Genomic DNA, 22,553 nt, shown 5'->3' on the forward strand with positions numbered 1-22,553 from the left:
TCTGCTAAGGCGGCTGCAGTTTCAGCCGCGAGACCTCGATGCCCGACTCCGCCGAATTCGCCGCCGCCCGCGAAGAGCTGCGCCGCCTGGCCCGCGACGAACAGTGGTCGGGCGTCGCCGCCATCCTCGGCCGCCTGCCGAAACTGGCCGAAACCGACGCCGAACTGGCGCTCGCCGCCCAGGACCTCGGCGTCTTCCACCGCGCCCGCGGCAAGCGCGACGAGTCCGCCGAGGCCTTCGGACAGGCGCTCGGCTACGCCCGCCTCGTCGCCCCGCCCGATCCGTCCCTGCTCGCCGGCGCGCTAACCGACGCGGGTGACATCGCCATGGAGGCGCGGCGCGCCGATGCCGCCGCGCCGCTCTACGACGAGCTTCTCACCCTGCGCCGCCAGATCGCCGACTCGGAACCCACCGCCGAGAACCGCCGCCTGCTCAGCCTGGCGCTGGAGCGCCTGGCCGACGCCCGCGAGGAGCGCGGCTTCCGCAGCAAGGCCCTGGCGCTCTATGAGGAAAGCCTCGCGCTCTCCGAAACCCTCGCCGCCGCAGACCCCGACACCCACGGCCACGACCTCGGCCTGACCCGCGAACGCGTCGCGGAGTTGCGCGCTCGCCTCGCCTAAAGCGGAGCCCATTTCGTCTGGCGATCGACGCTGTAGGACGCCTGTCCGCCACGCAGCAGGTGGGTGAAGGCGGAAAGGTTCGAACGGTAAGGCCCGAGGAACAGCTCGGCCTCGCGCGCCAGCCGCACCTCCGCCACCATCCGCGCCGCATCCTCGGTCTGTCGCACCCGGTCGCGGGTGAACTGGTCCTCGTGGAAATAGCCGCGCATGGCGGGCGGGCAGTTCGTCACGCAGCGATAGCCCGGCATGGCGGCGGCGAAACGCTCGAACGCGCCATGGTCATCGGTGATGACCAGGATCGTGCGCGCCCTCGCCCCGACCTCGAGAATGCGCCCGGCGTAGACGGCGTCGTCCACCGCCTCGCCTTCGATGCTGAGCTTGCCGTCCGGCTTGGCGATCCCCGCCGTCTTGTCCCCGCCGCGCAGTTGCAGGGCGATGAAGGGCTCGCCGCCAAGGCCGAGGCGGTCGCGGATGGCTTCGCTGTCTTCGATCACCGCCGCGCTCGGCCTGAAGAGCCGTCTGGCGACCAGGGCGTTCAAGGCTTCGACCCCGCCCTCGAAGCCCAGCGCCTCGACCCGCACGACCTGGCCCTTGTCGATCTGCCGCCAGAACTGCGCGCGCATGACGTCGAACGTCGCGCGCCGGTCCTTCTTCACGCTGATGACCGCGCTCCGCGGATAATCGACCTCGGGCGCTGCGTCGTCGTAGGGCGTGAAGCGCGTGTCGAACATCGCTTCCCAGTCGACATGCATCTTCGTCCAGTCGACGAAGATGTGCCCGCCCTCCAGCAGGCTGAAGGCGATCGCATTGACCAGCAGATTAAGTTCGGAAAACAGGCCCCGCCGCGTCAGCGGGAACAGGAACGCCCGCTCGGAAGGATAGAGGCGGTCCAGCCGCAGCGGCTCGTCCAGCCAGCGCCGGTCGGCCGCCGTCCCGGGCTTGGGCTCGGACGGCGGCGTCACGGTCATGGTTTAGACGACGACCTTCGCGCCGCCCCGCACCAGCTGGGCGTAGTCTTCCATCAGCGACAGGGAGATGTTCCCCGGCGTGAAGGTGTACTCGCCGATTTCGCGCACGGGGGTCACCTCGGCGGCGCTGCCGACGATGAAGCACTCGCTGAAGGTCGAAAGCTCCTCCGGCTTGATGTGCCGCTCGACGACCTCGAATCCCTTCTCCTTGGCCAGCGCCATCACCGTCTGACGGGTGATGCCGTTGAGGAAGCAGTCGGGGGTCGGGGTGTGCAGCACGCCGTCCTTGATGAAGAACACATTGGCGCCCGTCGCCTCGGCCACATAGCCGCGGTAGTCGAGCATCATCGCGTCCGAGAAGCCGTCCTTCTCCGCCAGGTGCTTGGACACCGTGCAGATCATGTAGAGGCCGGCCGCCTTGGCGTGCACCGGGGCGGTGTTGGGCGCGGGGCGGCTGTACTTGGCCCAGGTCAGGCTGATGCCCTTGGCCTTGGTCGCCGGGTCGAAATAGCTCGGCCATTCCCACACGGCGATGGCCACGTGGATCTTGGTCATCTGCGCCGAGACGCTGATCGATTCCGAACCGCGCCAGGCGATCGGCCGCACGTAACAGTCGGTCAGGCCGTTCTTGGCCGCCGTCGCCTTGCAGGCCTCGTTGATCTCGGCCACCGTGTAGGGGATTTTGAAGTCGAGGATCTCCGCCGACTTGAACAACCGCTCGGTATGCTCCTGCAGCTTGAAGATCTCGCCCCCGTACATGCGCTCGCCCTCGAACACCGAAGAGGCGTAGTGCAGGCCATGGGTCAGTACGTGCACGGTCGCCTCACGCCACGGGACGAACTGGCCATCGAGCCAGATCCAACCATCACGGTCGTCCATGGGAACGAGAGACATCGCGCGGAACCTCCTTGGCCGGGCGCTTTGGCGCTTGCGAAAACGGCGGCTTTAGACGCCTCGGAACCCGCCGGGTCAAATAAAATGCCGCGTTATTCGAGATGAACACGCCGACCGACACTCGCCTGGTCCTGCGAGAGGACGAGCTGGACAGCGGCCTGGAGCTCTTGCTGCTGGCCGAAGCGGCCCTGTGGTCGGCCGTCGACGCCGCCCTCGAGGGCGAGCCGCGCGGCGAAGCCAACATCAAGCTCGGCCGCTCCCACTGGCGCGCCGCCCTGCTGCTGCGCCGCCGCCCCGGCGCCGGCGTGCAGGATCTCGCGGGCCTCACCGGCCTCACGAAACAGGCCGCCAGCAAGACCGCCGCCGACCTGATCCGCCTGGGCCTCGCGGCGACGGTGGAGGACGACGACCTCGACGGCCGCCGCCGTCCCCTGGCCCTCACCGACGCCGGCCGGGCCTTCGAGGCCCGGATCAGCGAGCGGCTGCGCGGCCTCGTCGCCCGCTCCTACCGCACCGGCGGTCTGGACGGCGTCGCCGGCATGCGGCGAATCCTGTCGGCCATGGCTGGGCCGCGACTCAGCGTCGGCCCGAAAGCGCGAGGTGAGGCGGCATGAACGAAGCCCGTCATCTGCTGGTCGTCGACGACGACGACCGCATCCGCGGCCTCCTCAAGGAATACCTGGCCCGCGCCGGCTTCCGCGTCACCACCGCCGCCGATGCGGCGGCGGCCGGCAAGCTGATGGGCCTGCTCGATTTCGACCTCATCGTGCTCGACGTGATGATGCCGGGGCAGGACGGCTTTTCCTTCACCCGCGAGATGCGCGCCAAGCCCGGCGACGGCGGCCGCACGCCGGTGCTCCTCCTCACCGCCCGCGACCTTTCGGCCGACCGCATCGAAGGCCTCACGGCCGGGGCCGACGACTATCTGGCCAAGCCGTTCGAGCCGCAGGAACTGCTGCTGCGCATCGAGGCGATCCTGCGCCGCTCGGCCGCCCGGCCGATCACCCCCAGGACCCTGCAGCTCGGCGCCTGCGCCTTCGACGCCGACCGGGGCGAACTGACCCGCGACGGCGCGCCCATCCGCCTGACCGAGGCCGAGGTCGCCCTGCTGCGGCAGTTGGCCCGCGCGGCCCATGAGCCGGTCGACCGCCTCGAGCTTGCCCGCGACACCGCCGACGCCACCGGCCGCGCCGTGGACGTGCAGGTGACGCGCCTGCGCCGCAAGATCGAGCCCGACCCCAAGAACCCGCGCTACCTGCAGACGGTGCGCGGCGTCGGCTATCGCCTGGCGCCCGACTAGGATGCCCCCTCCCCGCTTCAAGATCTTCGTTCCCCGCCAGGTCAAGCGCTGGCTGCCGACCTCGCTGTTCGGCCGCAGCCTGCTGATCATCGTCCTGCCGGTGGCGATCATGCAGATCGCCGTGACCTGGGCCTTCTTCGACGCCCACTGGCAGACCGTCACCGGCCGCCTCTCGGAAGGCCTGGCCGGCGACATCGCCTGGGCGGTGGAAAGCTACGAGGACGACCCCACCCCCGCCGCCCTGCAGCGCCTGGCCGACCGCGCCGAGGCCTCGCTCAGCCTCTCCATCGCCCTGCAACCGGGCCGCAAGCTGCCGGACAACGGCGGCGGCCGCTCGATCTTCGCCCTCGACCGCGCCCTGCAGACCGCCCTGCAGGAGCGGCTCGACCGCCCCTTCTGGTTCGACACCGTCCGCTACCCCGCCTACGTCGACATCCGCGTGCAGGAGCCGCAGGGCGTGCTCCGCATTATCGCCCCGCGCGACCGGGCCTTCGCCACCCAGGGCCACATCTTCCTGCTGTGGATGGTGGTCGCCACCCTGCTGCTGACCGCCATCGCCATCCTGTTCATCCGCAACCAGGTGCGCGCCATCGAGCGCCTGGCCGATGCGGCGGAAGCTTTTGGGAAGGGCGGCGACGTACCCACCTTCAAGGCGCACGGCGCGCGCGAGGTGCGCCGCGCGGCCCATGCCTTCCTGGCCATGAAGGCCCGCATCCAGCGCCACATCGACCAGCGCACCGCCTTGCTCGCCTCGGTCAGCCACGACCTGCGCACGCCGCTGACCCGCCTGAAGCTGGAGCTGGCGCTCGGCGAGCCTTCCCCCCGGGTCGAGGCCATGAAGCGCGATCTCGCCGAGATGGAGCACATGATCGACGAATACCTGGCCTTCGCGCGCGGCCAGGGGGGCGAGACCGTCGAGACGGTGTCGCTGAAGACCCTGATCGAGGAGGTCAGCGAAGGCGCCGCCCGCGCCGGCGCCCGGGTCAGCGTCGACGCCGATCCCGAGATCACCGCCGCCGTCCGCCCCAACGCCCTCAAGCGCGCCCTCTCGAACCTGGTCATGAACGCCGCGGTGCACGGCGATCAGGTCGCCGTCGGCGTGCGGGCCCGAACCTCCGGGGGGGTCGAGATCGTCGTCGACGACGACGGCCCCGGCATCCCCGCGGATCGCTATGAGGAGGCGTTCAAGCCGTTCAACCGGCTCGACGAGGCCCGCAACCAGAACGACAAGGGCGTCGGTCTCGGCCTCGCCATCGCCCGCGACGTCGCTCGCGGCCTCGGCGGCGACGTGACGCTGGATCGCTCGCCGCTCGGTGGACTTCGCGCCGTGGTGCGCCTGCCGGGTTGACCGCCCGCCACGCCTGCGGCCTCATGTCTCCAGACGCCCGAAAACGATTTCACGCGAAACGGGCGCGGAGGAAACGCCGATGACCGACCATCCCTCGCGCCGCGGCCTGCTGGCCGGGGCCGTCGCCGCCCCCTTCATCGCCCGCGCCGCCATGGCCCAACAGCCAGCCGCCGCCCCGGCCCAGCCGGCGCCCCAGGCGCCCACCGGTCCACAGGTCGCCCCGCCGGCCGCGCCGCTGAAGGCGCCCTATCCCGTGGTCGGTTCGATCGAACGCCTCGACCCGGCCCTCGACGCCCTGCTCGACGCCGGCTCCCCGGTCGAAAAGGTGCTGGACGGCTACGTCTGGTGCGAAGGCCCGGTGTGGGTCGGCGGCGCCGACGGCATGCTGCTGACCTCCGACCCGCGCGCCAACCTGATCATGGCCTTCTCGCCCAGCGCCGGCGGCTCGGTGTGGGCCAAGCCCTCGGGCTATCGCGAGCCCAGCGGCAAGGACTGGGCCCCCACCCTGCGCGAGCCCGGCACCAACGGCCTGATCCTGGCGCGCGGCGGCCTCGTGTGCTGCGACAGCGGCACGCGCGCCATCGTCCGCTATGACCTCAAGACCAAGGCCCGCACCATCCTGGCCGACCGCTATCAGGGCAAGCGCTTCAACAGCCCCAACGACGCCACCCTGCACCCCGACGGCTCGATCTACTTCACCGATCCGCCCTACGGCCTGTGGGGCGTGGCCGACAGCCCGCTGCGCGAGATGACCTACACGGGGGTCTTCCGCCTGGCGCCGGACAACACGGTCACCCTGGTCGACGACAGCGTCTCTCCCAACGGCATCGGCCTGACGCCCGACGGCAAGCGCCTGATCACCACCGACCGCGCCGGCTGGCAGCAGTGGGACCTGGACGCGCAAGGGCGGGCCAGCAACAAGCGCATCTTCATCGGCCGCGACGCGGTCCAGGGCGGAGACGGCTTCAAGATCGACGCCGCCGGCAACCTCTGGGCCTCCAGCCGCGACGGCATCTCGATCTTTAATCCGTCCGGCAAGCGCATCGGCGTCATCAAGGCCGACCAGGTGATCTCCAACTGCGAGATCGGCGCCGACGGCTACCTCTACATGTCGTCGAACGTCCGCCTCATCCGGGTGAAGCTGAAGCCGGGGGCCAGGAAACTGCTGCGCTCGAACATCTGACTCCCTTCCCCCTCGAAGGGGGAAGGGTCGGGGATGGGGGTGTCGGCAAAGCTTGGACGGTCGGGCTCAACAGGCGACCGCGCCATCATCGCCCTTCCGGATAGCCAACGGCCACACCCTCCACCCTGCCCTCCTCCCTTCGAGGGAGGAGGGTTCTACCCCCCCAGTTCCTTCGAGCGCCGCACGGCCTCGACGCAGGCGCGGTCGGCCAATCCCGGGAATCCCTCCGGCGCCATCAGCACCTTCAGCGCCTCGAAGGTCACCCCGGCCGGCGAGGTCACCTGGCGGCGCAGTTCGGCCGGGTCCGTCCCGCTGGCGATCATCAGGTCGGCGGCGCCGTACATGGTCGAACGCACCAGGGCGGCGGACTGCTCGGGCGTCAGCCCCTGAGCGACGCCGGCGGCCTCCAGGGCCTCGACGAAGGCGTAGAGGTAGGCGGGCGAGGAGCCGGAGACGGCGGTCGCCGCGTGCATCAGGTCTTCGTCGTCGAGATCGACCGTCGTCGCCACCGGATCGAGCAGGGCGTGGGCCACGGCGCGGGCGGCCGGATCGGCGGCGTAGAGACTGGCCGTACCCTTGCGGACGGCGACGGCGGTGGTCGGCATCACCCGCGCCACGGCCCGCCCCCCGAACGCCTCGGCGATGTCGGCCGCCCTGACCCCGGCGGCGATCGACACGATCACGGCCTCCTGCGCCAGCAGGGGCGAGACGGCCTCGGCGACCCCGCGCCACATCTGCGGTTTCACGGCGAGGACCACCGTCCGAGCCTTGGCCAGATCGGCGTCCGGCGGGTTCAACTCGGCTCCCGAGGCGACCGCCTCCTCGCCCGGATGCGGATCGCGCACCATCACCTGCGTAGGATCGAACGCCTTGGCCAAGCCCCAGCCGGCCAGCAGCGCGCCGCCCATGCGGCCGGCGCCGAGGAGAAGGATCGGGGTGGTCATGGTCATCGTGCGTGCTTCGACTGGCGCTCCGCGCCGCTCAGCATGACGCGGGTTTGCGCGATTGAACTCCTGATTGCGTCATCCTGAGCGGGCGCGCCAGCGCCCAGTCGAAGGACGCAGCGCGCCTCCGCGGCCAACCCACCTCGGCGCTAGGCCGTGCCCACGGTCTCGAACATGCAGGCCGCCATCGCGTCCTCGGGCGTCTTGCCGCCGCCGATGAGGAAGTCGAAGGCCGGGTAGAAGCGGTCGGCCGCCTCCACCGCCGCGTCGATCATGCTGGCCGCCTGGGCCAGGGTCGGACGCTCGCCCGAGGGCAGGCTCATCGAGTGGCGGAACACCACCTCGCCGTCCTCGCTCCACACCTCGAAGTGGCCGAGCCAGACGCGCTGGTTGATCAGGCTGAGCAGCTCGTAGGCGGTCGGACGCATGGCCTTCGGCACGCGCTGGTCGATGGAGAGGCACAGCTGCAGGCAGTCGGCCTCGGGCCGCCAGGCGAACCAGAGTTCGTAATCCTTCCAGTCGCCGGTCAGGGCGAAGGCCAGGTCACCATCTTCGGTGCGGTCGAAAGCCAGGTTCTCGGCGGAGAGGACATGCTCGATCACGTCGAGCGGATCCATCGCCATCAGGGCGTCGTCTTCTTCCGGGTGGGGCGTGTCCATGCGGGCTTGCCGTCCTTCCTCGAAATCGGGTGGGAGCAGCCGCAGCGGCGCATCCCCTTTTCGCCGACGATTCGAAGCCTAGTCTGCTTCGCGCCCGGCGTCCCAATCGGTTCTTGTTCCGCGCGAGCGCGTCTGTGGACTATTCGCCCGCCTTGGGCGCCCGGGGTTTTCGGGCCGCCGGCTTGGGCGTCGCGGGCGCTTCGACGGGTTTCAACGCCGCCACCTCGGCCCGCAGAGCCGCGACTTCCGCCTTGAGGGCGTCGTAGTCCTCGCGTCGGACGAGGTCGAGTTCGGCCGCCCATTTGTCGGCCTGGGCGCGCATGGCCGTCTTGGCTTCCTCGCTCGCGGCCTGGGCGATGCCCATGGCGGCGGTGGTCAGTTTGGCGAATTCGTCGAGGAAGGGGTTTTGGGTCTGCATGTCCGGCTACGCGTGGTTCAGCCCTCTCTATATGGGAAACAGAGCGTGAAAGCGAAGGGCCGCCGCGGACGGGCTTTCGCACCGGCCCGCCACGCTCTACGAAAGCGCATCCACAGCGGAGATCGCGCGTGCCGTTTCCCGACTTCGATCCCGTCCTGATCCACATCGGCCCCCTGGCGATCCGGTGGTACGCCCTGGCCTATGTCGCCGGCATCCTGCTGGGCTGGCGCTACGCCGTGTGGCTGGTCCGCAACCACCGCCTGTGGGGCGCGCAGACGCCCACCGCCAACCCGGTGCAGATCGACGATCTGGTGCTCTGGATCACCCTCGGCGTCATCCTCGGCGGCCGCCTCGGCTACGTGCTGTTCTACGATTCCCGGCTGATCTGGACCGATCCGCTGGAAATTCTGAAGGTCTGGCACGGCGGCATGAGCTTCCACGGCGGCCTGATCGGCGTCTGCCTGGCCATCGTCGGCTTCGCCCGCGCCAACAGGATCGACATCCTCAAGCTGGGCGACCTGGTGGCCCCGGTCGTGCCGCTGGGCCTCGGCTTCGGCCGCATCGCCAACTTCATCAACGGCGAGCTGTGGGGCCGCCCCACCACCCTGCCCTGGGGCGTGATCTTCCCCGACGCCCCGACGCTGGAGCCCCGCCATCCGAGCCAGCTCTACGAGGCGGCGCTCGAAGGCCTGGTGTTGTTCCTGGTCCTGCGCTTCCTCACTCACCGCAAGCTCTGGCTGCAGCGCCGGGGCGGCCTCACCGGCGCCTTCCTGGTCGGCTACGCGATCATCCGCATCGCCCTGGAGAACGTCCGCCAGCCCGACGTCTTCATGCCCAACTTCCCGCTCGGCCTGACCATGGGGATGATGCTGTCGATCCCCATGCTGCTGATCGGCGCCTTCCTGATCTGGCGCTCGGGGCGCCAGGCCGCCGCCGCGACGCCGGCGACCACCCCAGCCGACTGATCGCTTCCCGATGAGCCTGCGCGAGCGGCTGATCCGCGACATCGTCGAAGGCGGCCCGATCAGCGTGGCCGACTATATGATGCGCTGCCTGCACGACGCGGAGGACGGCTACTACGCCACCCGTCCGCGCCTCGGCCCCGGGGGCGACTTCATCACCGCCCCCCTGGTCAGCCAGATGTTCGGCGAGCTGATCGGCCTCTGGGCCGTGCAGGCCTGGCTCGACGCCGGCGCGCCCGCGAGCTTCCGCCTGGTCGAGGCCGGCCCCGGCGATGGGACGCTGATGAGCGACCTCTTGCGCGTCGCCCGCCTGCGGCCGGACTTCCTGGCCGCCGCCGACCTCTGGCTGATCGAAACCTCAGAGCCCCTGCGCCGCGAGCAGCACCTGCGCCTCGGCGATGGACCGAAAGCGCCGAAGTGGGCGGCCTCACTGGAGGAGGTCCCGGGCGACGCGCCCCTGCTGCTGATCTCCAACGAGTTGCTCGATTGCCTGCCCGTCCGCCAATTCGTGCGCACCCCATCGGGCTGGGCCGAGCGCATGGTCGGCGTCGACGCGGCCGGCGCCCTCGCCTTCGGCCTGGCCCCGCGCCCCGAGCTGCAAGGCCCCGCGAATGCGCCGGAAGGCCTGATCGTCGAGCGCTCGCCCGCTCAGGAGGCGTTCGGCGCCGCCCTCGGCGCCCGCATCGCCGCCGACAGCGGGGCGGCCCTGCTCATCGACTACGGCCGCGACGCCCCCGGCCCGGGCGACACCCTGCAGGCCCTGCGCGCCCACCAAAAGGAAGATCCGCTCGGCCACCCCGGTCAGGCCGACCTCACCGTCCACGCCGACTTCCCCGCCGTGCTCGCCGCCGCCCGCGCGGCCGGCGCCGGGGCCGCGCCGATCCTGACCCAGGGCGACTTTCTCGCCCGCCTCGGCCTCGTCCAGCGCGCCGAGGCCCTCGCCGCCAAGGCGCCCGACCGCGCCGACGTCATCGCGCGTCAGGTTGAACGCCTGGCCGATCCGGCCCAGATGGGCGTTCTCTTCAAGGCCGCCTGCGTCCACTCGCCGGATTGGCCGCCGCCGGCCTTCGATGTGGAGACTGCATGAGCGCCCTCGATCCCGTCGCCTCGCCTCTGCTGGCCGCCCTCCCCGGCGTTCGCCACGCCTTCTTCACCCGCCGGGGCGGCGTCTCGAAGGGCCTCTACGCCAGCCTCAACGTCGGCCGCGGCTCGCAGGACGAGGGGCCGGACGTCGACGAGAATCGCGGCCGCTGCGCCGCCTTCTTCGGCGTCACCGCCAACGAGCTGAACACCTGCTTCCAGATCCACTCCGCGACCGCCATCGTCGCCGACGGCTCGTGGGGCGGCGTCCGCCCGGAGGGCGACGCGGTGGTCACCCGCACCCCCGGCCTGATCTGCGGGGCGCTGTCGGCCGACTGCGCCCCGGTTCTGATCGCCGATCCCGAGGCCCGCGTCGTCGCCTCGGCCCATGCCGGCTGGAAGGGCGCGCTCGGCGGCGTCGTCGAGGCGGCGGTGCGGGCCATGATCGATCTGGGCGCCGCGCCCGAACGCATGGTCGCCGCCGTCGGCCCCTGCATCGGCCCTGACTCCTACGAGGTCGGCGTCGATTTCCTTGAGCGGTTCGAAACCGGCGCGCCGGGCGCCGGGCGATTCTTCCGACCGGGCGCCGGCGACGACAAGCGCATGTTCGACCTGCCCGGCTTCGTCCTGTCGCGCCTCGCCGAGGCCGGCGTCGCCCGCGCCGAATGGACTGGCCAGGACACCTGCGCCGACGAGGCCAACTTCTATTCCAACCGCCGCGCCGTGAAGCGGGGCGAGACCGACTACGGCCGGCTGCTCTCGGCCATCATGCTCGACGACTGAGCATCGTCGCGAAATTGTCACGCGACGGCTTGCCCGCAGAGGCTACGCTGCTAGAAGCGCGCGCATCGACAGAGGGGTGTCGCATGAAGCTGATCACGGGTAACGCCAACCGCACGCTGGCCGAGGCGATCGCCCGGGCGGTCGACATTCCTCTGACCAAGGCGTCGGTGAAGCGCTTCGCCGACAACGAGGTGTTCGTCACCATCGACGAGAACGTGCGCGGCGAGGATGTCTTCGTCATCCAGTCGACCAGCGCCCCCGCCAACGACAACCTGATGGAGCTGCTGATCTGCATCGACGCCCTGAAGCGGGCCTCGGGCAAGCGGATCACCGCCGTCATCCCCTACTTCGGCTACGCGCGGCAGGACCGGAAGACCGGGGGCCGCACCCCGATCTCGGCCAAGCTGGTGGCCAATCTTATCACCCGGGCCGGCGCCGACCGCGTCCTGACCATGGATCTGCACTCCGGCCAGATTCAGGGCTTCTTCGATATCCCCACCGACAACCTCTTCCCCACCCCGCTGTTCGCCCAGGATGTCCGCGAGACCCTCGGCAAGGACGCCAAGAACGTGATGGTGGTCTCTCCGGACGTCGGCGGCGTGGTGCGCGCCCGCGCCCTGGCCGAGCGCCTCGGCAGCGCCGACCTCGCCATCGTCGACAAGCGCCGCTCCGGCCCCGGCAAGAGCGAGGTGATGAACATCATCGGCGACGTCGCCGGCCGCCCCTGCATCCTGTTCGACGACATCGTCGATTCGGGCGGCACCCTGGTGAACGCCGCCGAAGCCCTGGCCAAGGCCGGCGCCACCGAAGTCTCGGCCTACGTCACCCACGGCGTCCTCTCGGGTCCGGCGGTCGAGCGCGTGACCAATTCGGTGCTGCGCGAACTGGTCGTCACCGACTCGATCGAAGCCACCCCGGCGGTGCAGGCCTGCGAGAAGATTCGCCAGGTCAGCTGCGCCCCGCTGATCGGCGAGGCGATCCGTCGCATCGCCAATGAAGAGAGCGTTTCCAAGCTGTTCGACTGATCGGGCGCGCCTCCCGGGGCCAAAAGGCCAAGCTTGTCAAAGCCTGGTTAACCACGATCGAGTCACATACCCCCGCCCGACGTGCTAAAATGCGGGTGTGTGCAGCGTTAAGGGAGCGCCTTCTTTGTCGATCTTCAGGCCCGCCCGTCTTGCCTTGACCACCGCCACGGTGGCGCTCGCCGCCCTGCTGGCCGCTTGTCAGGAAGCCCCGCCGCCTGCCGCCCCGGCGCCGGTCGCCGTCGCGCCGCCGCCCCCGCCGCCGATCGGCCTCGCCAACGAGATCACCGAACAGGCTGCCGCCTATCAGGGCTACATGACCCGCGCGACGGGCGTGTCGTCCCGCTTCGCCAACGGCGAGCAGATTCAGGACGCGGTTCGTCTTGGCGCCGCCTACGAGCCCAAGCAGCTGATGGGCGGCGCGGTCGCCTACGCCGCCGTCGTCGCCCTGCAGGACCCCGCCTTCGTCTCCGGCGTCCGCACCTTCGTCACCGACCCCGCCCAGCGCCATCAGGTGGCCGCCGCGATCATGGCCGACCCGGCCTATGTCGTCGGCATCAAGGGCTCGGACAGCGCCGCCGGCCTGGTGATCGACGCGCTCACCACCCAGGGCTTCGGCGTCTACAACGCCGGCCGCTCCGCCAAGATCGCCGCTTACGAGGTCCAGCGGCAGAACTGGTCGAAAGCCCAGGTGGTCGACCAGCCCGGCCGCCTCGCCCGCGCCAAGCTGCTTTCCACCCAGAAGATCCACGGCACGACCGACGACGCGGCCCGCCTGCAACTGGCCTCGACCGGCGCCAGCCCCCTGCCCATGACGCCGCGCACCGCCAAGGCGCCCTATTCCCCCCTGGTCATCCGCGGCCTGGCGGTCGCCGCCCTGGCGGCCCTCGGCGAAGCCGGCGACAGCCGCATCGAGTCGATTCGCCCCCTGCTGGCCGACGGAAACACCGATCGCTGCCTCAGCATGTCGAAGCTGAACCTCTATCAGTGCCTGGCCGTGGCCAAGCCGCACTACGAGGATGTCTTCTGCCTGGGCCAGCACATCCTGATGGAAACCGGCCAGTGCATGATCAAGGCGGCCGGCGGCCCGACGCCGATCGAGATCTATCCGCGTGACTTCGACGTGAAGACCGCCATCGCCGCCGCCAAGAAGCCGCTGCTGAAGGCGTCGACGCCGAAGCGGAAGGTCCCCGCGAAGAAGGGCTGATGCGCGACGGGCTCGTCGCCGTTGCAAGGCGGGCCCGACTGGTGTATCGACGCGCCTCCTGAATTCCGTCGCCGCGCGGTCGCTCGCGCGGCGGTTTCGTTTTGAGCTCTTTTTCTCCCCGAGGCAGGCCATGGCCGAGATCGTCCTGAACGTCGAAGTCCGCGAACGCGCCGGCACCGGCGGCGCCCGTGAAGCCCGTCGCGCCGGCAAGGTCCCGGGCGTGCTCTACGGCGGCAAGGGCCGTGAGCCCGTCAACATCGCGGTGAAGTCGAACGAGTTCCGCAAGGCGCTCTTCACCGGCAAGCTGCTGGGCCACCTGGTGACCCTGAAGCACGGCGAGGAATCGCAGTCGGTCATCGCCAAGGACGTCCAGTTCCACCCGGTCACCGACGAGCCGATCCACTTCGACCTCTATCGCGTGGACGAGCACCAGCTGATCAAGATCGAAGTGCCGGTGCACTTCAAGAACCAGGACGTCTCGCCGGGCCTGAAGGCCGGCGGTTCGCTGGAAGTGGTGCGTCACACCGTCGAACTGGCCTGCCCGGCCGATTCGATCCCGGAAGAGCTGGTCATCGACCTGGCCATCCACAACATCGGCGACACCATCCGCATCTCGGAAGTGAAGCTGCCGAAGGGCGTGAAACCGGCCCTCGAACGCGACTTCGTGCTCGCCACCATCAAGCCGCCGAAGACCGGTGCGGTCGAGACCACTGAAGCCGCCGAAGGCGAAGCCGAGGCCTGAGCCTCCTTCGCATGACAAGATCGGGCGGCCGGGTGTTCCATCCGGCCGCCTTTTTCTTATGGACCGCACCGCATGCTGATCCTCGTCGGCCAGGGCAATCCTGAACCCAAGTACGAGAAGAACCGGCACAACGTCGGCTTCATGGCGCTGGACGCCATCGCCCGGCGCTGGTCGACCGGCCCCTGGCGGCAGAAATTCCAGGCCCTGGCCTGCGAGGGCGAGCTCAGCACCCCGAACGGGCCCGAGCGCCTGCTGATGCTGAAGCCGCGCACCTACTACAACGAGACCGGCCGCTCGGTGGGCGAGGCGGTGAAGTTCTTCAAGCTGAAGCCGACCGACGTCATCGTCTTCCACGACGAGATCGACCTCGCCCCCGGCCGCTTCCGCATGAAGGCGGGCGGCGGCGCGGCCGGCAACAACGGCGTCCGCTCCATCACCGCCGCTATCGGCGATACGTTCCGCCGGGGCCGCATCGGCGTCGGCCATCCCGGCCATAAGGACGCGGTCATGCACTACGTGCTCGGCGACTTCCACAAGGTCGACCACCAGTGGCTCGACCCCATGCTCGACGCCATCGCCGACGCCCTGCCCTTCGCCGCCGCCGGCGACGACGAACGCTTCCAGGGCGAAGTCCTGCGCCTGGCCCCGGCGCCGAAGAGCGATCCGAAGAAGCGCCCGGGCGATCCGCTCTGAGCCTCGCCCCCGGCGGCCTCCCATGCTAGGCCCGCGCCCACTGTTAGAGACGAGACCCCCATGGCCCTGAAAGTCGCCATCGTCGGCCTGCCGAACGTCGGCAAATCGACCCTGTTCAACGCCCTGACCCAGACGGCGTCGGCCCAGGCGGCCAACTATCCGTTCTGCACCATCGAGCCGAACACCGGCGACGTGGCGGTGCCCGAGCCCCGGCTCGAAAAGCTGGCGGCCGTCGCCGGCTCCAAGGAGATAATCCCGGCCCGCATCAACTTCGTGGACGTCGCCGGCCTCGTGAAGGGCGCCAGCAAGGGCGAGGGCCTGGGCAACCAGTTCCTGGCCAACATCCGCGACTGCGACGCCGTGGCCTTCGTGGCCCGCTGCTTCATCAACGACGACATCACCCACGTCGAAGGTCGCATCGACCCGCTGGCCGACCTCGAGATCATCGAGACCGAGCTGATGCTGGCCGACCTCGAAAGCCTCGAGAAGCGCAAGCCCGCCATCGAGAAGAAGGCCAAGAGCGGCGGCGACAAGGAAGCCGCCAACACGCTTCGCCTGATCAACCTCGCCCTGGCGCAGCTCAACGAAGGCCGCCCGGCCCGCGCCGCAGACGTCAACAAAGAGGATGAAAAGGCCTGGCACATGCTCCAGCTGCTCACCTCCCTGCCCGCGCTCTACGTCTCCAACGTCGACGAGGCCTCGGCCGAGAGCGGCAACGAGCTGTCGAAGATCGTCGCCGAGCGCGCCGCCCGCGACAAGGCCAAGGCCGTGGTCATCTCGGCCCAGATCGAGAGCGAGATCGCCCTGCTCGATCCGGAAGAGCGCAACGAGTTCCTGGAAACGCTGGGCCTCAGCGAGCCGGGCCTCAACCGCCTGATCCGCGAGGCCTACAGCCTGCTCGGCCTGCAGAGCTATTTCACCGTCGGCCCCAAGGAAGCCCGCGCCTGGACGATCAATGTCGGGACCACCGCGCCCCAGGCGGCCGGCGTGATCCACAACGACTTCGAGAAGGGCTTCATCCGCGCCGAGACCATCGCCTATGACGACTATGTGCGGCTGAACGGCGAAGCCGGGGCCAAGGAAGCCGGCAAGATGCGCGCCGAGGGCAAGGAGTATGTGGTGCAGGACGGCGACGTCATGCACTTCCGGTTCAACGTCTGAGGCTTTCGAATGTCCGACTGGCTCACCCTGAAGAGCGGCTACGACGGCTTCGAGCTGCCGGCCTACCACTGCAAGCCGCTCGACGCCCGCCGGGGCGGCCTGGTGGTGGTGCAGGAGATCTTCGGGGTGAACGGCCACATCCGCGGCCTGGCGGAAGCCTTCGCGGCCGACGGCTACGAGACCCTGGCCCCAGCCTTCTTCGAGCGCGCCAAGCCCGGTTTCGAGGCCGACTACACCCCGATGGGCTTTGGCCGCGGGCGCGATCTCGTCGGCAAGACGCCCTGGGATCAGGTCGTCGCCGACCTGCAGGCGGCGATCGACGCCCTGGCGCCGCCGGTGTTCGTGGTCGGCTACTGCTGGGGCGGCACGGCGGCCTGGCTGGCGGCCTGCCGCTGCGAGGGCCTGGCCGCCGCCTCCGGCTACTATGGACGCCAGGTGCTCGACTTCCGGGACGAGACGCCCCGCGTTCCGGCCATCCTGCACTACGGCAAGACCGACCCCTCGATCCCGCCGGAGAACTACGAGGCGGTGATCGCCGCCCAGCCGGACCTGCCGGTCTACCTCTATGACGCCGGCCACGGCTTCAACTGCGACCAGCGCGAGGACTACGCCCCCGACGCCGCGCATCTCGCCCGCCTGCGCACCCTGCAGCTTTTCACGCGCAACAGCGGCGTGAAGGCCGAGGCCTGAAGGTCGCGGAGACTGAAGGTCGCCGGGAATGTATCGGATCTGAAATAAGCTGCGACAGCTTCGCAGGTTAGTATCAGCACGAGTTACGCGTCTCCCGCGCCAGCCGACCACACCGGAGATTTCCCCTTATGATCCGTCCCGCCCTCGCGGCCGCCTTCGGCCTCGCCCTGATCGCCGCCCCGGCCTTCGCCCAGGCGCCGCCCGCGCCGCAGGTGCCGGCGGTGGTTTCGAAGGACCCGACCAAGGCCCCCACGGGAACCTACAAGCTCGACGAACGCCACGCGGCGGTGGTCGCCCGCATCGGCCACGGCGGCGGCTTCTCCTACAGCGTGTTCCGCTTCGACAAGATCACCGGCACGCTGAACTGGGACGGCGCCGACGTCACCAAGTCCAAGGTCAACATCACCGTCGACCCGGCCTCGATCACCTCCAACGTCGCCGGCTTCGCCGACGAGCTGAAGGGCGACCGCTTCCTGAACACGCCGAAGTTCCCGACCGCCACCTTCGTCTCGACCAAGGTCGAGAAGACCGGCGCGACCACCGGCAAGATCACCGGCGACCTGACCTTCATGGGCGTCACCAAGCCCATCGTCGTCGACGCCGAACTGGTCGGCGCCGGCAACAACGCCCGCAACGTCAAGATCGTGGGCGTCCACGGCAAGACCACCTTCACCCGCGCCGACTGGGGCTTCACCACCGCCGCGGGCGCCATCGGGCCGACGGTCGAACTGACCATCGACCTCGAATTCAACATGCAATAAAGGCAGGCGATCCGGTTCGAGACGCCGCGAGGCGCGCTCGGACCGGAGCGTGTTCGCTTGGAGCGCGGGTTCGCCCCCGCGTCTCCCAATAAAAGGTCGGGCCCGCCGACCGCCCCGGGCTCGCCGCCCGGACGGGCAGATGGGCCTCAGGGGTCGGAATGATCACCTTCTGGATCGCCGCGGCGCTGCTGTCGGTGCTGGTCGCCCTGCCCATCCTGGCCGGCGCGGCGCGGGGCGCGAAAGTCGGCCCCACCGATGAAGACCCGACCCTGGCGCTGCATCGCCGCCAGCTGGCCGAGATCGACGACCTCGCCGCGCGCGGCCTGCTTTCCGAAGACGACAGCCGCATCGCCCGCGCCGAGGCCGGCCGCCGCCTGCTGGCCGCCGCGGACGCCGCCGCCCCCGTCGACAACGGCGTCAAGGTCCGACGCCTGGCGCTCGGCATCGGCGTCGCCGCGCCGCTGCTGGCGGTGCTCGCCTACATCTTCGTCGGCTCGCCCAGCGTGCCCGATCAGCCCTTCGAGGCCCGCCTGAAATCCTGGTTCGCCGCCGATCCCGCCACCCTGCAGCCCGACCAGATCGTCGCCATGCTGGAGTCGCGAAAACAGGCGCAGAAGGGCGATCCGCAGTTCTGGCGCTTCCTGGGCCTGGCCCGCGCCCGCGCCGGCGACGCCGCCGGCGCCGCCGAGGCCTTCCGCAGCGCCGTGCGCCTCGATCCCCAGCGCGCCGATCTCTGGCTGCAGCTCGGCCAGGCCCTGGTGATGGGCGCGAACGACACCATCGGCGACGATGCGCTCGCCGCCTTCCGCGAGGCCGACCGCCTCGACCCCGGTCTGCCCGCCGCCAACTACTTCATCGGCCGCCGCCTGATCTCCGACGGCCAGGCCGCCGAGGGCGTCGCCCGCTGGCGCGCCATCCTGCCCAACATGCCCGAGGCCGCCCGGCCCGCCCTGCAGCAGGAGATCGAAACCGTTCAAGCCACCGGCCGCCTGCCCGGCGCCGTGGACGCCGCCGCCGCCCAGGCTCAGGGTCAAGGCCAACAGGTCAGCGGCGCGCAGATCGCCGCCATGGTCGAAAGCCTCGCCGCGCGCCTGAAGCAGAACCCCGACGATCCTGAGGGCTGGGTCCGCCTGGTGCGCGCCTATACGGTGATGGGCGAGACCGCCAAGCGCGACGCCGCGCTCGCCGAGGCCCGCGCCCGCTTCAAGGATCGTCCCGAAGTGCTGCAAGGCCTCGATTCCGCCGCTCAGCCGGCGCAAAGATAAGAGCCATGAGCTGGTTGCCGAAATCCCGAACCGCCCGTCGCCGCCTGATGGTGGTGGCCGCCGCCGCCCCGGTCGTGGCCCTGGCCGTGGGCCTGACGCTGTTCGCCATGCGCGACCAGGTGTCGTTCTTCTACACGCCGTCGCAGGCCATCGAGGCCAAGGTGCCGGCCGGGCGCAACGTGCAGCTCGGCGGCCTCGTCCAGGCCGGCAGCGTGATCAAGCACCCAGACGGCCGCGTCGAGTTCACCGTCGCCGACGTGAAGGGCGCCTCCAAGGTCAGCTATCAGGGCGACCTGCCCGACCTGTTCCGCGAAGGCCAGGGTGTGGTGGCGCAGGGCGCGTTCGACGCCGGCGGCGTCTTCCAGGCCAAGCAGGTGCTCGCCAAGCACGACGAGAAGTACATGCCGCGCGAAGTGTCCAAGGCCCTCAAGGAGCAGGGCGAGTGGCGCGGCGACGGCGCCGCCCCTCCCGACTACAACAAGGCGACTGACGCCGCCCCCGTTCGGACCACCGGCGCATGACCGCGGAACTGGGCGCCTTCGCCCTCACCCTCGCCCTCGCCCTCTCGGTCGCCCAGGCCGTGCTCTCGGCCGTCGGCGGCCGTCGCCGCGCCCCGGCCCTCACCGCCGCCGGCGAGGGCGCGGCCTTCGCGGCCTTCCTGGCCTGCGCCTTCGCCTTCGCCTGCCTGATCAAGGCCTTCGTCACTTCCGACTTCTCGGTGGCCAACGTCGCGGCCAACTCCCACACCGCCAAGCCGATGCTCTACAAGGTGGCCGGCGCCTGGGGCAGCCACGAAGGCTCGATGCTGCTCTGGTGCATGGTGATGACCGCCTACGGCGCCGCCGTCGCCGCCTTCGGCCGTCACCTGCCGCTGCGCCTCAAGGCCTACGCCCTGGCCACCCAGGGCGTGCTGGGCGTGCTGTTCCTGTCCTACACCGTCTACGCCTCCAACCCGCTGGCGCGGCTGGCCGAGGCGCCCGTCGAGGGCCGCTCGCTGAACCCGCTGCTGCAGGACCCGGCGCTCGCCTTCCATCCGCCCTTCCTCTACTGCGGCTATGTCGGCTTCTCGGTGGTGTTCTCCTTCGCCGTCGCCGCGCTCCTCGAGGGCAAGGTCGAAACGGTGTGGGCCCGCTGGGTGCGTCCGTGGACTTTGGCGGCCTGGAGCCTGCTGACCATCGGCATCACCCTCGGCGCCTTCTGGGCCTACTATGAGCTCGGCTGGGGCGGCTGGTGGTTCTGGGATCCGGTCGAGAACGCCTCGTTCATGCCCTGGCTGATCGGCGCGGCCCTGTTGCACTCGGCGGTGGTCACCGAGAAGCGCGGCGCCCTGCCCGGCTGGACCGTGTTCCTCAGCCTGGCCGCCTTCACCTTCTCCATGCTCGGCGCCTTCCTGGTCCGTTCGGGCGTCCTGACCTCGGTGCACGCCTTCGCGGTCGATCCGACCCGCGGCGTGCTGCTGCTGTCGATCCTCGGCCTCTCGGCCGGGGCCGGCTTCGCCCTGTTCGCCTGGCGCGCGGGCGCCTTGCCCAGTGGCGGCGTCTTCGCCCCGATCAGCCGCGAGAGCGGCATGGTGCTGAACAACATCTTCCTGTCGGCGGCCACGGCCACCGTGCTGCTCGGCACCCTCTATCCGCTGATCCGCGAGGCCATGGGCGGCGACACCGTCTCGGTCGGCCCGCCGTATTTCAACCTGACCTTCCTGCCCCTGATGGGCCTGACCATGCTGCTGGTGCCGCTCGGTCCGATGATGTCCTGGAAGCGCGGCGACGCGCGCGGCGCCCTGCAGCGCCTGTGGATCGCGGCCGCCATCGGCGTCGCCTGCGGCCTGCTGACCTTCGCCCTGGTCTCGCCGCGCAAGGCCCTGGCCAGCCTGATGATCGGCATCGGCGCCTGGCTGATCCTCGGCGCCCTCACCGAGATGGCCGAGCGCATCCGCGCCTTCCGCGCCCCGATGGCCGAGGTCATGCGCCGCCTGCGCGGCCTGCCGCTGGGCGCCTACGGCATGACCCTGGCCCACGCGGGCCTGGGCGTCTTCGTGCTCGGCGCGGCGGTGGAGACGGCGTGGAAGACCGAGGCCGCCGAGACCCTCCAAGTCGGCCAGTCGATGCGCTTCGGCGCCTATGAGCTGACCTTCCAGAAGATCGAGGACGTCGAGGGCCCGAACTACCAGGCCCAGCGCGGCACGACGATCGTCACCAAGGACGGTCTGCCCGTCTGCATCGCCACGCCCGAGCGGCGCTTCTACCCGACCGGCGGCCAGACCACCTCCGAGGTGCATATCTGCCCCCGCGGGCTGGACGACATCTACATCGTGCTCGGCGAGGGCCGCATGGGGCCCCAGGGTCCGGTCTGGCTGATCCGCGCCTATGACAACCCGTGGGTGCGGCTGATCTTCCTCGGCCCGCTGATCATGGCCCTCGGCGGGGTGGTGTCGCTCTCCGACCGCCGCCTGCGCTTCGCCGCCGCCAAGCGCGCGGCGACCGCCCCGGCGTTCGTACCGGAGCCGGCCGAATGAAGCTGCGGGCCTTCTTCCTGACCCTGGCGGCGGTGGTCTGCATGGCCGCCGCCTCCGATCCATCGGAACGGTTGCGGGACCCGGCCCAGGAGGCTCGCGCCCGTTCCCTGTTCAAGGAAGTGCGCTGCCTGATCTGCCAGTCGGAATCGATTGACGATAGCGAAAGCCTGTTCGCCCAGACCGCCCGCAAGGTGATCCGCGAACAGGTCGAGCAGGGCGCCAGCGACGCCCAGGTCAAACGCTTCCTGATCGACCGCTACGGCGAGTACATCCTGCTGAAGCCGCCGTTCAACCCGGCCAACCTCGCCCTGTGGCTCGGCCCCTTCGTGCTGGTCGCCGTCGGCGGCGCCGGCATGTTCATGCTGCTCCGCCGCCGCGAGGCCCCGGCTCCCCTCAGCCCCGAGGAAGAGGCCCGCGTCGCGCGGCTGATGAGTGGCGATTGACGGGAACTTTCCCCTAATTCCGCTCATCCCCGCGAAGGCGGGGACCCAGGTTTTTTTTGCATGGCGTTCTACACCTACATCCTCGCTAGCAAACGCAACGGCACGCTCTACACCGGCTCAACCGACAACCTGATCCAGCGCACGGCCGACCATCGGGATGAGGTCCGGGCGGGCTTCACGGCACGCTACGGCGTGAAGACGCTCGTCTGGTACGAAACCCACGACACGCGCGAAGCGGCCTTCTTGCGCGAGCGCCAGATGAAGAAATGGAACCGAGCCTGGAAGCTGGCCCTGATCGAACGGTTCAATCCGGGCTGGCGTGATCTGCTTCCGGACTTACTGTAAAAAGCCTGGGTCCCCGCCTTCGCGGGGATGAGCGGATTTTTAGGAATCGGAGTTGTGAGACTCTAAGGAACGCTCGTCCCTGCATCCACGCTCGCGACCACCTCGGCCCCACCGGCCGACTTCACCATCGTCAGCCCCGGCTTCACCTTCGACGGCGTCCGGAGGGCCGCTAGCGCGGCGCGCGGGCGGGCAGGTTCGGCCAGCGGTGGGCCAGCGCCCACGGCAGAATGGCGGCGCAGACGCCGAGGATGTCCGCGACGAGATCCCAAAAGCTGCGGTCGCGCCCCACCATGCCCTGCACGATCTCGATCAGGGCGCCCAGCGCCACGAGCCCGACGGCCGGCAGGATGCGCCTACGCCGCGCCGTGACCAGGGCCAGCAGCTCGAGCACGTAGAAGGTGGTGAAGTGAAGATACTTGTCGCCGCCCTGGCTTTCGACCGCCAGGGGATCGGGCCAGATCGCGGCCGTGAAGGCGAAGAGGCAAGCCGCCACGAAGGCGACCCGCATCAGGGCAAGCGGCGGCCGGACCATGGACTGCTCCGGCCGCCT

The 22,553-nt window shown here is 70.0% G+C and carries 26 protein-coding genes; 20 read left to right on the forward strand and 6 right to left on the reverse strand.

Annotation, left to right across the window (positions count from 1 at the left end; translation table 11 throughout):
- The first annotated feature begins 38 nt into the window (after positions 1–38).
- Entirely contained in the window at positions 39–620 is a 582-nt protein-coding gene (locus tag ACFLIT_RS11925) for a hypothetical protein (RefSeq protein ID WP_479911452.1), read from the forward strand.
- On the opposite strand, the gene ACFLIT_RS11930 is transcribed toward ACFLIT_RS11925, so the two are convergent.
- Together ACFLIT_RS11930 and ACFLIT_RS11935 are read right to left on the reverse strand one after the other, a co-directional pair.
- Positions 617–1,588, reverse strand: a complete 972-nt coding sequence (locus ACFLIT_RS11930; RefSeq protein ID WP_479911453.1) for an O-fucosyltransferase family protein — start codon at positions 1,586–1,588, stop codon at positions 617–619. The two genes, ACFLIT_RS11925 and ACFLIT_RS11930, sit on opposite strands and share 4 nt — an antisense overlap.
- 3 nt (positions 1,589–1,591) lie before the next feature.
- The gene (locus ACFLIT_RS11935; RefSeq protein WP_479911454.1) at positions 1,592–2,482 is read right to left on the reverse strand and encodes a branched-chain amino acid aminotransferase; all 891 of its coding nucleotides are present in this window, start codon (positions 2,480–2,482) and stop codon (positions 1,592–1,594) included.
- 101 nt (positions 2,483–2,583) lie between these two features.
- Here ACFLIT_RS11935 and ACFLIT_RS11940 point away from each other — a divergent pair, with 101 nt between their 5' ends.
- The 4 genes from ACFLIT_RS11940 to ACFLIT_RS11955 all read left to right on the forward strand — a co-directional run bounded on the left by ACFLIT_RS11940 (position 2,584) and on the right by ACFLIT_RS11955 (position 6,313).
- A complete protein-coding gene (locus ACFLIT_RS11940) occupies positions 2,584–3,096 on the forward strand; it encodes a MarR family winged helix-turn-helix transcriptional regulator (RefSeq protein ID WP_479911455.1) in 513 nt (170 codons plus the stop codon).
- Positions 3,093–3,782, forward strand: coding sequence for a response regulator (locus ACFLIT_RS11945; protein ID WP_479911456.1), 690 nt, complete (start codon positions 3,093–3,095; stop codon positions 3,780–3,782). Before ACFLIT_RS11940 ends, ACFLIT_RS11945 begins: the two co-directional genes overlap by 4 nt.
- 1 nt (position 3,783) lies before the next feature.
- The gene (locus ACFLIT_RS11950; protein WP_479911457.1) at positions 3,784–5,130 is read left to right on the forward strand and encodes an ATP-binding protein; all 1,347 of its coding nucleotides are present in this window, start codon (positions 3,784–3,786) and stop codon (positions 5,128–5,130) included.
- Between the two features lie 79 nt (positions 5,131–5,209).
- Positions 5,210–6,313: an SMP-30/gluconolactonase/LRE family protein gene (locus tag ACFLIT_RS11955; protein WP_479911458.1), complete on the forward strand. Its 1,104-nt coding sequence runs from the start codon at positions 5,210–5,212 to the stop codon at positions 6,311–6,313.
- A 155-nt stretch (positions 6,314–6,468) separates the two neighbouring features.
- On the opposite strand, the gene proC is transcribed toward ACFLIT_RS11955, so the two are convergent.
- From proC to ACFLIT_RS11970, 3 genes are all read right to left on the reverse strand, one after another.
- Entirely contained in the window at positions 6,469–7,263 is a 795-nt protein-coding gene (proC, locus tag ACFLIT_RS11960) for a pyrroline-5-carboxylate reductase (RefSeq protein ID WP_479911459.1), read from the reverse strand.
- A gap of 143 nt (positions 7,264–7,406) precedes the next feature.
- The gene (locus ACFLIT_RS11965) at positions 7,407–7,916 is read right to left on the reverse strand and encodes a type III secretion system chaperone family protein (protein ID WP_479911460.1); all 510 of its coding nucleotides are present in this window, start codon (positions 7,914–7,916) and stop codon (positions 7,407–7,409) included.
- Positions 7,917–8,055: 139 nt separating this feature from the next.
- Positions 8,056–8,334: an accessory factor UbiK family protein gene (locus tag ACFLIT_RS11970; RefSeq protein ID WP_479911461.1), complete on the reverse strand. Its 279-nt coding sequence runs from the start codon at positions 8,332–8,334 to the stop codon at positions 8,056–8,058.
- Positions 8,335–8,462: 128 nt separating this feature from the next.
- Between ACFLIT_RS11970 and lgt the strand changes: the two genes are divergently transcribed.
- From lgt to ACFLIT_RS12045, 15 genes are all read left to right on the forward strand, one after another.
- Positions 8,463–9,299 carry a prolipoprotein diacylglyceryl transferase gene (gene lgt / locus ACFLIT_RS11975; RefSeq protein WP_479911462.1) on the forward strand — a complete coding sequence of 279 codons (837 nt, stop codon included), beginning with the start codon at positions 8,463–8,465 and terminating at the stop codon, positions 9,297–9,299.
- Between the two features lie 10 nt (positions 9,300–9,309).
- Positions 9,310–10,383: a class I SAM-dependent methyltransferase gene (locus ACFLIT_RS11980; protein WP_479911463.1), complete on the forward strand. Its 1,074-nt coding sequence runs from the start codon at positions 9,310–9,312 to the stop codon at positions 10,381–10,383.
- Positions 10,380–11,159 (forward strand): peptidoglycan editing factor PgeF, encoded by a 780-nt coding sequence (gene pgeF, locus ACFLIT_RS11985; protein WP_479911464.1) that lies wholly within the window; start codon positions 10,380–10,382, stop codon positions 11,157–11,159. The genes ACFLIT_RS11980 and pgeF overlap by 4 nt, the downstream gene beginning before the upstream one ends.
- Before the next feature lie 83 nt (positions 11,160–11,242).
- Positions 11,243–12,184: a ribose-phosphate pyrophosphokinase gene (locus ACFLIT_RS11990; protein WP_479911465.1), complete on the forward strand. Its 942-nt coding sequence runs from the start codon at positions 11,243–11,245 to the stop codon at positions 12,182–12,184.
- A gap of 124 nt (positions 12,185–12,308) precedes the next feature.
- A complete protein-coding gene (locus ACFLIT_RS11995; RefSeq protein WP_479911466.1) occupies positions 12,309–13,388 on the forward strand; it encodes a hypothetical protein in 1,080 nt (359 codons plus the stop codon).
- 130 nt (positions 13,389–13,518) lie between these two features.
- The gene (locus ACFLIT_RS12000; RefSeq protein WP_479911467.1) at positions 13,519–14,130 is read left to right on the forward strand and encodes a 50S ribosomal protein L25/general stress protein Ctc; all 612 of its coding nucleotides are present in this window, start codon (positions 13,519–13,521) and stop codon (positions 14,128–14,130) included.
- Between the two features lie 72 nt (positions 14,131–14,202).
- Positions 14,203–14,823, forward strand: a complete 621-nt coding sequence (gene pth, locus ACFLIT_RS12005; protein ID WP_479911468.1) for an aminoacyl-tRNA hydrolase — start codon at positions 14,203–14,205, stop codon at positions 14,821–14,823.
- 60 nt (positions 14,824–14,883) lie between these two features.
- Positions 14,884–15,984 carry a redox-regulated ATPase YchF gene (gene ychF, locus ACFLIT_RS12010; RefSeq protein ID WP_479911469.1) on the forward strand — a complete coding sequence of 367 codons (1,101 nt, stop codon included), beginning with the start codon at positions 14,884–14,886 and terminating at the stop codon, positions 15,982–15,984.
- 9 nt (positions 15,985–15,993) lie between these two features.
- The gene (locus ACFLIT_RS12015; protein WP_479911470.1) at positions 15,994–16,674 is read left to right on the forward strand and encodes a dienelactone hydrolase family protein; all 681 of its coding nucleotides are present in this window, start codon (positions 15,994–15,996) and stop codon (positions 16,672–16,674) included.
- Between the two features lie 128 nt (positions 16,675–16,802).
- Positions 16,803–17,435 (forward strand): YceI family protein, encoded by a 633-nt coding sequence (locus ACFLIT_RS12020; RefSeq protein ID WP_479911471.1) that lies wholly within the window; start codon positions 16,803–16,805, stop codon positions 17,433–17,435.
- A gap of 158 nt (positions 17,436–17,593) precedes the next feature.
- Positions 17,594–18,700 carry a c-type cytochrome biogenesis protein CcmI gene (ccmI, locus tag ACFLIT_RS12025; protein WP_479911472.1) on the forward strand — a complete coding sequence of 369 codons (1,107 nt, stop codon included), beginning with the start codon at positions 17,594–17,596 and terminating at the stop codon, positions 18,698–18,700.
- A 5-nt stretch (positions 18,701–18,705) separates the two neighbouring features.
- Positions 18,706–19,221 (forward strand): cytochrome c maturation protein CcmE, encoded by a 516-nt coding sequence (gene ccmE / locus ACFLIT_RS12030; protein WP_479911473.1) that lies wholly within the window; start codon positions 18,706–18,708, stop codon positions 19,219–19,221.
- Positions 19,218–21,215, forward strand: coding sequence for a heme lyase CcmF/NrfE family subunit (locus ACFLIT_RS12035; protein WP_479911474.1), 1,998 nt, complete (start codon positions 19,218–19,220; stop codon positions 21,213–21,215). Before ccmE ends, ACFLIT_RS12035 begins: the two co-directional genes overlap by 4 nt.
- The gene (locus tag ACFLIT_RS12040) at positions 21,212–21,658 is read left to right on the forward strand and encodes a cytochrome c-type biogenesis protein (protein ID WP_479911475.1); all 447 of its coding nucleotides are present in this window, start codon (positions 21,212–21,214) and stop codon (positions 21,656–21,658) included. Before ACFLIT_RS12035 ends, ACFLIT_RS12040 begins: the two co-directional genes overlap by 4 nt.
- A 60-nt stretch (positions 21,659–21,718) precedes the next feature.
- Positions 21,719–22,003: a GIY-YIG nuclease family protein gene (locus ACFLIT_RS12045; protein ID WP_479911476.1), complete on the forward strand. Its 285-nt coding sequence runs from the start codon at positions 21,719–21,721 to the stop codon at positions 22,001–22,003.
- 169 nt (positions 22,004–22,172) lie between these two features.
- On the opposite strand, the gene ACFLIT_RS12050 is transcribed toward ACFLIT_RS12045, so the two are convergent.
- The gene (locus ACFLIT_RS12050; RefSeq protein WP_479911477.1) at positions 22,173–22,535 is read right to left on the reverse strand and encodes a VanZ family protein; all 363 of its coding nucleotides are present in this window, start codon (positions 22,533–22,535) and stop codon (positions 22,173–22,175) included.
- Positions 22,536–22,553: the final 18 nt, after the last annotated feature.

The sequence above is a fragment of the Caulobacter sp. HJHS_5 genome (assembly GCF_056683955.1).

Excerpts from the sequence above, each read along its gene's own strand:
- pgeF (WP_479911464.1), top strand. The coding sequence starts at position 10,380 with ATGAGCGCCCTCGATCCCGTCGCCTCGCCTCTGCTGGCCGCCCTCCCC.
- ACFLIT_RS12020 (WP_479911471.1), top strand. The coding sequence starts at position 16,803 with ATGATCCGTCCCGCCCTCGCGGCCGCCTTCGGCCTCGCCCTGATCGCC.
- pth (WP_479911468.1), top strand. The coding sequence starts at position 14,203 with ATGCTGATCCTCGTCGGCCAGGGCAATCCTGAACCCAAGTACGAGAAG.
- ACFLIT_RS12035 (WP_479911474.1), top strand. The coding sequence starts at position 19,218 with ATGACCGCGGAACTGGGCGCCTTCGCCCTCACCCTCGCCCTCGCCCTC.
- proC (WP_479911459.1), bottom strand. The coding sequence starts at position 7,263 with ATGACCATGACCACCCCGATCCTTCTCCTCGGCGCCGGCCGCATGGGC.
- ACFLIT_RS12045 (WP_479911476.1), top strand. The coding sequence starts at position 21,719 with ATGGCGTTCTACACCTACATCCTCGCTAGCAAACGCAACGGCACGCTC.
- ccmI (WP_479911472.1), top strand. The coding sequence starts at position 17,594 with ATGATCACCTTCTGGATCGCCGCGGCGCTGCTGTCGGTGCTGGTCGCC.
- ACFLIT_RS11940 (WP_479911455.1), top strand. The coding sequence starts at position 2,584 with ATGAACACGCCGACCGACACTCGCCTGGTCCTGCGAGAGGACGAGCTG.
- ACFLIT_RS12015 (WP_479911470.1), top strand. The coding sequence starts at position 15,994 with ATGTCCGACTGGCTCACCCTGAAGAGCGGCTACGACGGCTTCGAGCTG.
- ACFLIT_RS11955 (WP_479911458.1), top strand. The coding sequence starts at position 5,210 with ATGACCGACCATCCCTCGCGCCGCGGCCTGCTGGCCGGGGCCGTCGCC.
- ACFLIT_RS12040 (WP_479911475.1), top strand. The coding sequence starts at position 21,212 with ATGAAGCTGCGGGCCTTCTTCCTGACCCTGGCGGCGGTGGTCTGCATG.
- ACFLIT_RS11950 (WP_479911457.1), top strand. The coding sequence starts at position 3,784 with ATGCCCCCTCCCCGCTTCAAGATCTTCGTTCCCCGCCAGGTCAAGCGC.
- ccmE (WP_479911473.1), top strand. The coding sequence starts at position 18,706 with ATGAGCTGGTTGCCGAAATCCCGAACCGCCCGTCGCCGCCTGATGGTG.
- ACFLIT_RS11945 (WP_479911456.1), top strand. The coding sequence starts at position 3,093 with ATGAACGAAGCCCGTCATCTGCTGGTCGTCGACGACGACGACCGCATC.
- ACFLIT_RS12050 (WP_479911477.1), bottom strand. The coding sequence starts at position 22,535 with ATGGTCCGGCCGCCGCTTGCCCTGATGCGGGTCGCCTTCGTGGCGGCT.
- ACFLIT_RS11980 (WP_479911463.1), top strand. The coding sequence starts at position 9,310 with ATGAGCCTGCGCGAGCGGCTGATCCGCGACATCGTCGAAGGCGGCCCG.
- ACFLIT_RS12000 (WP_479911467.1), top strand. The coding sequence starts at position 13,519 with ATGGCCGAGATCGTCCTGAACGTCGAAGTCCGCGAACGCGCCGGCACC.
- ychF (WP_479911469.1), top strand. The coding sequence starts at position 14,884 with ATGGCCCTGAAAGTCGCCATCGTCGGCCTGCCGAACGTCGGCAAATCG.
- ACFLIT_RS11965 (WP_479911460.1), bottom strand. The coding sequence starts at position 7,916 with ATGGACACGCCCCACCCGGAAGAAGACGACGCCCTGATGGCGATGGAT.
- ACFLIT_RS11990 (WP_479911465.1), top strand. The coding sequence starts at position 11,243 with ATGAAGCTGATCACGGGTAACGCCAACCGCACGCTGGCCGAGGCGATC.
- ACFLIT_RS11925 (WP_479911452.1), top strand. The coding sequence starts at position 39 with ATGCCCGACTCCGCCGAATTCGCCGCCGCCCGCGAAGAGCTGCGCCGC.
- ACFLIT_RS11935 (WP_479911454.1), bottom strand. The coding sequence starts at position 2,482 with ATGTCTCTCGTTCCCATGGACGACCGTGATGGTTGGATCTGGCTCGAT.
- ACFLIT_RS11930 (WP_479911453.1), bottom strand. The coding sequence starts at position 1,588 with ATGACCGTGACGCCGCCGTCCGAGCCCAAGCCCGGGACGGCGGCCGAC.
- ACFLIT_RS11970 (WP_479911461.1), bottom strand. The coding sequence starts at position 8,334 with ATGCAGACCCAAAACCCCTTCCTCGACGAATTCGCCAAACTGACCACC.